Source organism: Streptomyces sp. E2N166, assembly GCF_003671715.1.
Classification (GTDB): domain Bacteria; phylum Actinomycetota; class Actinomycetes; order Streptomycetales; family Streptomycetaceae; genus Streptomyces; species Streptomyces thinghirensis.
In genome coordinates this window covers 1548801-1556665 of record NZ_RAIF01000006.1, presented here as the reverse complement: position 1 = coordinate 1556665, position 7865 = coordinate 1548801, and the positions used below count along the sequence as shown (strand labels likewise).

The window sequence follows — 7865 nt, the reverse complement described above, 5'->3', positions numbered from 1 at the left end:
CGGTTACATTTCGAACCCGGAAGCTAAGCCTTACAGCGCCGATGGTACTGCAGGGGGGACCCTGTGGGAGAGTAGGACGCCGCCGAACAATCTTTGGAAAGGACCCCTGGTCCCCAGCGTTCAGCTGGGGACCAGGGGTCCTTTCGTTTTTCCAGAGCGCACCGGGTACCCGGCTGCGTGAGAATGACTTGCAGTACCGAAGACAGGAGTCACCGATGCCCACCAACTCTCCCGACGACCGACCGGAGCGCGACCAGCGGCGACGGGACAGTGGTGACCGCGGCGACAGGAGCGGTCAGCGCGGGGACCGTGGCGGTTTCCGGCGTGACGGCAGCCGTGGCGACGACCGTGGCGGCCAGCGCGGTGGTTTCCGTCGGGATGACCGGCGGGACGACAACCGTGGTGGTGGGTTCGCGCGTCGTGACGACCGTGACCGTGACCGTGGGCCGCGTCGTGATGACCGTGACCGTGGTGGCGACCGTGGGTTCCGTCGCGATGACCGCGGCGGTGACCGGCCGCCCTTCCGTCGCGATGACCGCGGCGATCGTGGCGACCGCCCCTCCTTCCGTCGTGACGAGCGCGGCGACCGTGGGGACCGCCCCTCCTTCCGTCGCGACGAGCGCGGCGACCGTGGGGACCGCCCCTCCTTCCGTCGCGACGAGCGCGGCGATCGCGGGGACCGCCCCTCCTTCCGTCGTGACGAGCGCGGCGATCGCGGGGACCGTCCCGCCTTCCGAAGTGACCGCGGGGACCGCCGTGACGACCGCGGTGATCGTCCCCCCTACCGTCGTGACGACCGCCGCGACGACCGCCGCGACGACCGCCGCGACGACCGTGGCGATCGTGGTGGCTTCCGGCGGGACGACAATCGTGGCGAGCGCGGCGGCTTCGGTCGGCGTGACGACAGTCGCGGTGGTGAGCGTGGTGGGTACCGCGGTCGGGACGACCGTGGGGGCCGCGGGCCGCAGCGTGATGACCGCGGCGGGCGTCCCGGCGGTTTCCGCGGGCGGGACGACCGGCACGGCGGCGGTGGTCGTTTCCGTGAGGAGCGGGACCGGGACCGCGAGCCGATCAAGCGCCTGCCGATTCCCGAGGAGGTCACGGGCGACGAGATCGACAAGGACGTACGGCAGGAGCTTCAGAGTCTGCCCAAGACCCTTGCGGAGGACGTCGCCAGGAACCTGGTGATGGTCGCCCGGCTTCTCGACGAGGACCCGGAGGCGGCGTACGCCTACTCCAAGATCGCGCTGCGTCTGGCGTCCCGTGTCGCCGCCGTCCGGGAGGCGGGCGGGTTCGCCGCGTACGCCAACCAGAAGTACAGCGAGGCTCTGGCCGAGTTCCGGGCCGCGCGGCGGATGACCGGGTCCGTCGAGCTGTGGCCGGTCATGGCCGACTGCGAGCGTGGGCTCGGCCGGCCGGAAAAGGCGCTGGACATGGCCGGTGCCCCCGAGGTGCACAAGCTGGACAAGGCCGGTCAGGTCGAGATGCGGCTCGTCGCGGCCGGCGCCCGGCGTGACATGGGGCAGCTGGACGCGGCCATCGTGACGCTGCAGAGCCCCGAGCTGGCTTCCAACTCCGTACAGCCCTGGACCGCGCGACTGCGGTACGCCTACGCCGACGCGCTGCTGGCCGCAGGCCGGGAGCAGGAGGCACGGGAGTGGTTCGCGAAGGCCGTGGAGTCCGACCGGGACGGCAGCACGGACGCCTCCGACCGCCTCGCAGAATTGGACGGCGTCGAGTTCATGGACGCCCTTGACGAGGAGCGCGGGGGCGAGGGCAACGTGGCGAGCCCCTCCGCCGAGGACAGGGGCGCGGACGAGGACGCGGACGGCGAGAAGGACTGACGTCCATGGCGTGACGGCGAAGGGGCGGGACCGGCGTACGGTCCCGCCCCTTCGCCGTGTCGGCTCACAGGTCCAGCGCGCGCAGCACCAGGCCCGAGGCCGGCTTCGGGCCGAAGGACGTCGACTTGCGGGGCATCGTGACGCCCTGTTGGGCCAGTTCGCGGACGACCTCTTCACGGACCGGGTGCATCAGTACGGCCGTGCCGCCGTCGCGTTCGGCCTTCTCGACGGTGGCCGCCGTGTCGTGGATGTAGGAGATGTGGGCGGCGGAGTCGTCCGGGATGTGCCAGATGTGGGCGAGGAGGGTGGCGTGCAGGACCGTGGCGTCCAGGGTGCGCCAGGCCTCGGGGCGGTCGGTGGGGACCGTGCGGGCCAGCAGGCCGGGGTCCGGCCGGTCGACGAGATGGAAGGCGCCGTCGCCGGCGAGCAGGAAGGCGTTGCCCGCCTCGGCAGCCTTCGCCAGGGCGTCCATGGCTTCGGCCCTCGGCGTGCCGAGGCGTCGGACGCGGAAGTGGCCGTCCAGGGCGGCCACGGCGTCGCTCACCGGGAGATGGTGCAGCAGGCGGTGGATGGCGCGGACCCGGAGCGGGTAGCGGGCCGTGTCGACCAGGAGGACCAGGCCGTGGTCCCAGGGGCTGGGGGAAGGGTGCTCCGCGCGGAGCGTGCGATAGGTCGCCCAGCGGTGGTGGCCGTCGGCGATGAGGGCCTGGTGCCGCGCCAGCTCGGACCGGACGCGGGACAGGTCGTCGGGGTCCGTCACCGACCACAGGCGGTGGCAGAAGCCGTCCTCCGTGGTCGTCGAGAGCAGCGGGGGCTGTTCCGCGGTGCGTTCCACGACGGTGGTCGTGGCCGCGGTGGGGCCGTCGCCGCGGTAGGTGAGGAGCAGGGGTTCGAGGTTCGCCCAGGTGGCCCGCATGAGCGCCGCGCGGTCGGCGACGACGTGCGGCATGACGTCCTCGTGCGGCAGGACGACCTGCTCCGACGGGTCCGACACGCGCAGGGCGCCGATGATGCCGCGCTGCAGCATGCCGTCGCCGTCGCGTTGTTCGTAGACGTACAGGCCCGGTTCCGGGTCGGCGGTCAGGACGCCCTCGGCCATCCAGCGCCGCAGGGTGTGGGCGGCCTGGTCGTTGCGCGCTTCGGGGGTGGCGGCCTGGGGCAGGATCAGCCGGACGATGTTGTACGGGTCGGCGGACTCGAGGTGGAGCAGGCCGTCGGGGCGGACCACGACGTCGTAGGGCGGGGACGTCACGGCGGCCAGGCTGCCGACCCGGTCGGGGTCGTAGCGGAGGCCTCGGAACGGGGTGAGTTCCAGGCCCCGGCGCGCCGTTGCTTCCGGGTGACCTGCTGTGTTCATCCCGGCATCGTACGTGTGTCAGTGGCATGGGGGATGATCGGGGGAAAGGCGTCGAACGAGGAGCGATGTGCAATGAGCCGGAGCGTCAGGACGAGGCCCGAGGGCAGTGGGCGGGGCCTGAGCGAGGCGTACGACACGGCGCTGCTCGACCTGGACGGCGTGGTGTACGCGGGGGGGAACGCGATCGCTCACGCGGTCGACTCGCTCGCCACGGCCCGATCGGGCGGCATGCGTCTGGCGTACGTCACGAACAACGCGCTCCGGACCCCTGACGCGGTCGCCGAGCACCTGACCGAGCTGGGCATACCGACGGGTGCCGACGACGTCATCACCTCGGCGCAGGCGGTGGCCCGGCTGATCGCCGAGCAGGTGCCGTCGGGGGCGCGGGTGCTGGTGATCGGCGGTGAGGGGCTTCGGGTGGCGCTGCGGGAGCGCGGCCTGGAGCCCGTGGAGTCCGCGGAGGACGATCCGGCAGCCGTCGTGCAGGGATTCGGTGGGCCCGAGCTGCCGTGGGGGCGGTTCGCGGAGGCCTGCTACGCCATCGCGCGCGGGGTGCCGTGGTACGCCTCCAACACCGACCTGACGATCCCGGGCGCCCGCGGGATCGCGCCGGGCAACGGCGCGGCGGTGGAGGTCGTGCGGATCGCCACCGGCGCCGATCCGCGGGTCGCGGGGAAGCCGTTGCCTCCCATGCACCGGGAGACGATCCTGCGCACCGGCGCGCAGCGGCCGTTGGTGGTGGGCGACCGGCTGGACACGGACATCGAGGGCGCGTTCAACGGCGAGGTCGACTCGCTGCTCGTCCTGACCGGTGTGACCGACGGGGCGCAGCTGCTGGCCGCTCCGCCGCAGCACCGGCCGACGTATGTCGACGCCGATCTGCGCGGGCTGCTCACCGGGCAGCCGGAGGTCACGGGCGGCGCGGAAGGAAACGGCGGCTTCCGTTGCGGTGGCTGGACGGCCACGGCCGGCGAGGAGCGGCTGGAACTGGAGGGCGAGGGTGCGGCGCTGGACGGGTTGCGTGCGCTGTGCGCGGCGGCCTGGACAGTGGGCGGGGAGGCCGGGTGCGGACTGGACTCGGGGAAGGCGTTGGCGCGACTGGGGTTGTGAGCCGTAGTACCGGGCAGGAGCCCGGCCGCGGGCGGAGCGAGGAAAGATCCTCGGGATCGAGATCGGTTGGCAGGGTAGGCTAACCTAACTGCGTGTTGGTCGACAGTCCCCCTGAACAGCGCGCGGAGACCGCCCCCGCGCCGCCCCCGAAGCGCCGTGTCCTGCGTGCCGTCGGGCTGCCCGTCTCGGCGGCGGTCCTGGTGCTCATCGCGTTGACGAGTATCGCGATCGGGGCGAAGGACCTGTCGCTGGCGCAGGTCTGGCACGGCCTGTTCCACGACTCGGGCACGTACGGCGACGTCGTGGTGGGCGAACGGCTGTCGCGGACCGTGCTCGGTCTGCTCGCCGGTGCCGCGCTCGGCCTCGCGGGCGCCGTACTGCAGGCGCTCACCCGTAATCCGCTGGCCGATCCCGGGCTGCTCGGCATCAACGCGGGCGCCTCCGCCGCGGTCGTCACGGCCATCACCTTCTTCGGCGTCACCTCGCTGACCGGGTACGTGTGGTTCGCCTTCGCCGGTGCGGCGGGCGTCGGAGCGCTGGTCTGGTTCCTGGGCGGCAGCCGAGGGGCCACGCCGGTGCGGCTTGTGCTGGCCGGCACCGCGATCAGCGCCGCGCTCTTCGGCTACCTCCAGGCCGTGATGATCATGGACGACGCGGCGCTGGGCAGGATGCGTTTCTGGACGGTCGGTTCGCTCTCGTCGGCGACGAACGGCACCATCAAGGAGGTGCTCCCGTTCTTCGTGGCGGGCACGGTCCTGGCCCTCGCGCTCTCCCGGCCGCTCAACGCCATGGAGATGGGTGACGACACCGCCAGGGCCCTCGGCGCGAATCTCAACCGCACCCGGGCGCTGTCCATGCTCGCCGCGACCGTGCTGTGCGGGGCCGCGACCGCCGCCTGCGGGCCGATCGTGTTCGTCGGACTGATGGTCCCGCACATCGTCCGCTCCTTCACCGGGCCCGACATGCGCTGGATCCTGCCGTACGCCGCGATCCTGTCGCCCGTGCTGCTGCTGGGCGCGGACGTCCTCGGCCGGATCGTCGCACGGCCCTCGGAGCTCCAGGTCGGCATCGTCACCGCCGTCCTGGGCGGGCCGGTCTTCATCTATCTCGTACGACGGCGGAGGACGGCACAGCTGTGAAGACCGGAAAGACCGTGAAGACCAACCGCGCGGTGCGAAGCCCCGGCGGGCTCTCGTTCCGGCTGGACGTCCGGGCCACCGTCGTCGTCGCGCTACTGCTGGTCGTCGCGTTGGCGGCGAGCGTCGTACTCATCGGCACGGGCGACTTCGAGATAGCGGCCTCCGACGTGCTCAGGACTCTCGTCGGCGAGGGCAACGCCAGTCAGGAGTTCATCGTCAACGAACTGCGGCTGCCGCGGGTCCTGGTCGGGCTGCTGGTCGGCGCCGCGCTCGGGCTGGGCGGTGCCCTGTTCCAGGCCATCTCGCGCAACCCGCTCGGCAGTCCGGACGTGCTCGGCCTCGGACAGGGCGCGACGGCCGGCGCCCTAACGATGATCGTCCTGTTCTCCGGCAGCTCGGCCCAGGTAACCGTCGGTGCGCTCGTGGGCGGACTGGTGACCGGCCTCGCCATCTATCTGCTCGCGTGGAAGCGTGGCGTGCACGGGTACCGGCTGGTCCTGGTCGGTATCGGCATGTCCGCGATCGTCACGGCGGTCAACGGCTATCTGCTGACCCGTGCGGACATCGTCGACGCCTCCCGCGCCGTCGTCTGGATGACCGGTTCCCTCAACGGGCGTGACTGGGACCAGGTCTGGCCCCTGCTCGCGTTGTGCGCCGTGCTCGTCCCGCTCGTTCTCACCAACGGACGGGCGCTGCGGATGATGGAGATGGGCGACGACGTCTCGTACGCCCTCGGAGTACGCGTCGAGCGAGTGCGGGCGCTGCTGATGGTGGCCGCGGTGCTGCTCACCGCCGCCGCCACCGCCGCCGCGGGGCCGGTCAGCTTCGTCGCGCTGACCGCGCCGCAGCTCGCCCGGCGCCTGACCCGCTCGCCCGGCCCCAACCTGCTGCCGTCCGTGTGCATGGGCGCCGCCCTGCTGGTCAGTGCCGACTGGATCTCGCAGCGGGCCTTCGGCGCCGACCAGCTGCCCGTGGGCGTGGTCACCGGCGTACTCGGCGGCGTCTACCTGCTGTGGCTGCTGGTCACCGAGCGCAAGGCGGGCCGGATATGAGCGCCGGCGCCGGTACCCGCAGCGGCCTGAACAACCAAAGGAGCAACGTGAGCCGCCTGACCGCAGAGAACGTCACCCTCGCCTACGACCAGCGGGTCATCGCGGAGAAGCTGTCGGTGGAGATACCCGACAACTCCTTCACCGTGATCGTCGGCCCCAACGCCTGCGGCAAGTCCACGCTTCTGCGGGCCCTGTCGCGGATGCTCAAGCCCACCCAGGGCCGCGTGCTGCTGGACGGATCGGTCATCCAGTCGATGCCCGCCAAGCACGTCGCGCGGACCCTCGGCCTGCTGCCGCAGTCCTCCATCGCACCCGACGGGATCACCGTCGGCGACCTCGTCGGCCGGGGCCGCTACCCGCACCAGGGCATCCTGCGCCAGTGGTCGACCGAGGACGAGCGGGTCGTCCAGGAGTCGATGGCCCAGACCGGCATCTCGGAACTCGCCGAGCGCTACGTCGACGAACTCTCCGGCGGTCAGCGCCAGCGCGTGTGGATCGCCATGGCGCTCGCCCAGCAGACCCCGCTGCTGCTGCTCGACGAGCCGACGACGTACCTGGACATCCAGCACCAGATCGATGTCCTCGACCTGTGCGCGGAACTCCACGAGGAGCAGGGCCGCACGCTCGTGGCCGTCCTGCACGACCTCAACCACGCCGCCCGGTACGCCACCCACCTCATCGCCCTGCGCGACGGGGAGATCATCGCCGAGGGCGCGCCGAAGGACATCGTCACGGCCGAACTCGTCGAGCGCGTCTTCGGGCTGCGCTGCCAGGTCATCGACGACCCGGAGACGGGTACGCCGCTGGTGGTGCCGGCCGCGCGCGGGACACGGGGCGCGGCAGCGGGCGGCAGGCCGGAGAAGGTGGCGGCTACAAAAGCTTCCTGAGACGGAACAGGTCGCGCAGGCCCGCCTCCAGCCTCACCCGGCCGGAGCCCCAGGCCTTGGCGAAGTTCAGCTCGCCGCCGACCAGGGCCACCAGGTCGTCGCCGGTCATCGCCAGCCTGATCTCGGCCTTCTCCCGCGGCGGCCCCTCAAGGGTCTCGCGCACGTCGATCCGGCCGTCCGCCATGCGTCCGGCGAAGGTGACGTCCAGGTCGGTGATGTGGCAGCTCACCGAGCGGTCCAGCTCGGCGGCCGACCGCACGTTCCCTTCGGCGCTGCGCATGCTGTCCGAGAGCTTGTCGAGTGCGGCGCGGCACTCCTCAGTCGTCGCCATCGGGACCGACCGTACCGCAGCGGTACACGGTAGCGTCGGGGCATGAGCGACGCAGTACCGGAGCCGGCGGCGCGGGAACCCGACGGGGGCCCGTCCGAGGCGCGGGCGCCGGAGCACGACCCCGCCGCGCCCGCCCCCCTCGACG

7 protein-coding genes, 1 rRNA gene and 1 pseudogene are annotated in these 7865 nt (G+C 72.1%); 7 read left to right on the top strand and 2 right to left on the bottom strand.

Annotated elements, in window-relative coordinates:
* The 3 genes and pseudogenes from rrf to EBH09_RS38215 form a co-directional block, all read left to right on the top strand.
* Positions 1–88: ribosomal RNA gene (gene rrf, locus EBH09_RS07555) — 5S ribosomal RNA — on the top strand; the annotation flags it as partial.
* A 181-nt stretch (positions 89–269) separates the two neighbouring features.
* Positions 270–905 (top strand): annotated as a pseudogene (locus tag EBH09_RS38655) (hypothetical protein); the annotation flags it as partial.
* A 174-nt stretch (positions 906–1079) separates the two neighbouring features.
* Positions 1080–1844: a tetratricopeptide repeat protein gene (locus EBH09_RS38215; protein WP_202977424.1), complete on the top strand. Its 765-nt coding sequence runs from the start codon at positions 1080–1082 to the stop codon at positions 1842–1844.
* A 64-nt stretch (positions 1845–1908) separates the two neighbouring features.
* Here EBH09_RS38215 and EBH09_RS07545 read toward each other — a convergent pair whose 3' ends face one another.
* Entirely contained in the window at positions 1909–3201 is a 1293-nt protein-coding gene (locus tag EBH09_RS07545) for a DUF1015 domain-containing protein (RefSeq protein WP_121746142.1), read from the bottom strand.
* A gap of 72 nt (positions 3202–3273) precedes the next feature.
* On the opposite strand from EBH09_RS07545, the gene EBH09_RS07540 reads away from it, so the two are divergent.
* The 4 genes from EBH09_RS07540 to EBH09_RS07525 all read left to right on the top strand — a co-directional run bounded on the left by EBH09_RS07540 (position 3274) and on the right by EBH09_RS07525 (position 7389).
* Positions 3274–4311, top strand: coding sequence for an HAD hydrolase-like protein (locus tag EBH09_RS07540; protein WP_121746141.1), 1038 nt, complete (start codon positions 3274–3276; stop codon positions 4309–4311).
* A gap of 92 nt (positions 4312–4403) precedes the next feature.
* Positions 4404–5450 carry an iron chelate uptake ABC transporter family permease subunit gene (locus EBH09_RS07535; RefSeq protein WP_121746140.1) on the top strand — a complete coding sequence of 349 codons (1047 nt, stop codon included), beginning with the start codon at positions 4404–4406 and terminating at the stop codon, positions 5448–5450.
* Positions 5451–5464: 14 nt separating this feature from the next.
* Positions 5465–6502 carry an iron chelate uptake ABC transporter family permease subunit gene (locus EBH09_RS07530; RefSeq protein WP_121746282.1) on the top strand — a complete coding sequence of 346 codons (1038 nt, stop codon included), beginning with the start codon at positions 5465–5467 and terminating at the stop codon, positions 6500–6502.
* A complete protein-coding gene (locus EBH09_RS07525; protein WP_121746139.1) occupies positions 6499–7389 on the top strand; it encodes an ABC transporter ATP-binding protein in 891 nt (296 codons plus the stop codon). The genes EBH09_RS07530 and EBH09_RS07525 overlap by 4 nt, the downstream gene beginning before the upstream one ends.
* Here the strand turns inward: EBH09_RS07525 and EBH09_RS07520 are convergent.
* Complete coding sequence (locus EBH09_RS07520) at positions 7373–7720, bottom strand: sterol-binding protein (protein ID WP_121746138.1); 348 nt, start codon at positions 7718–7720, stop codon at positions 7373–7375. The two genes, EBH09_RS07525 and EBH09_RS07520, sit on opposite strands and share 17 nt — an antisense overlap.
* Positions 7721–7865: the final 145 nt, after the last annotated feature.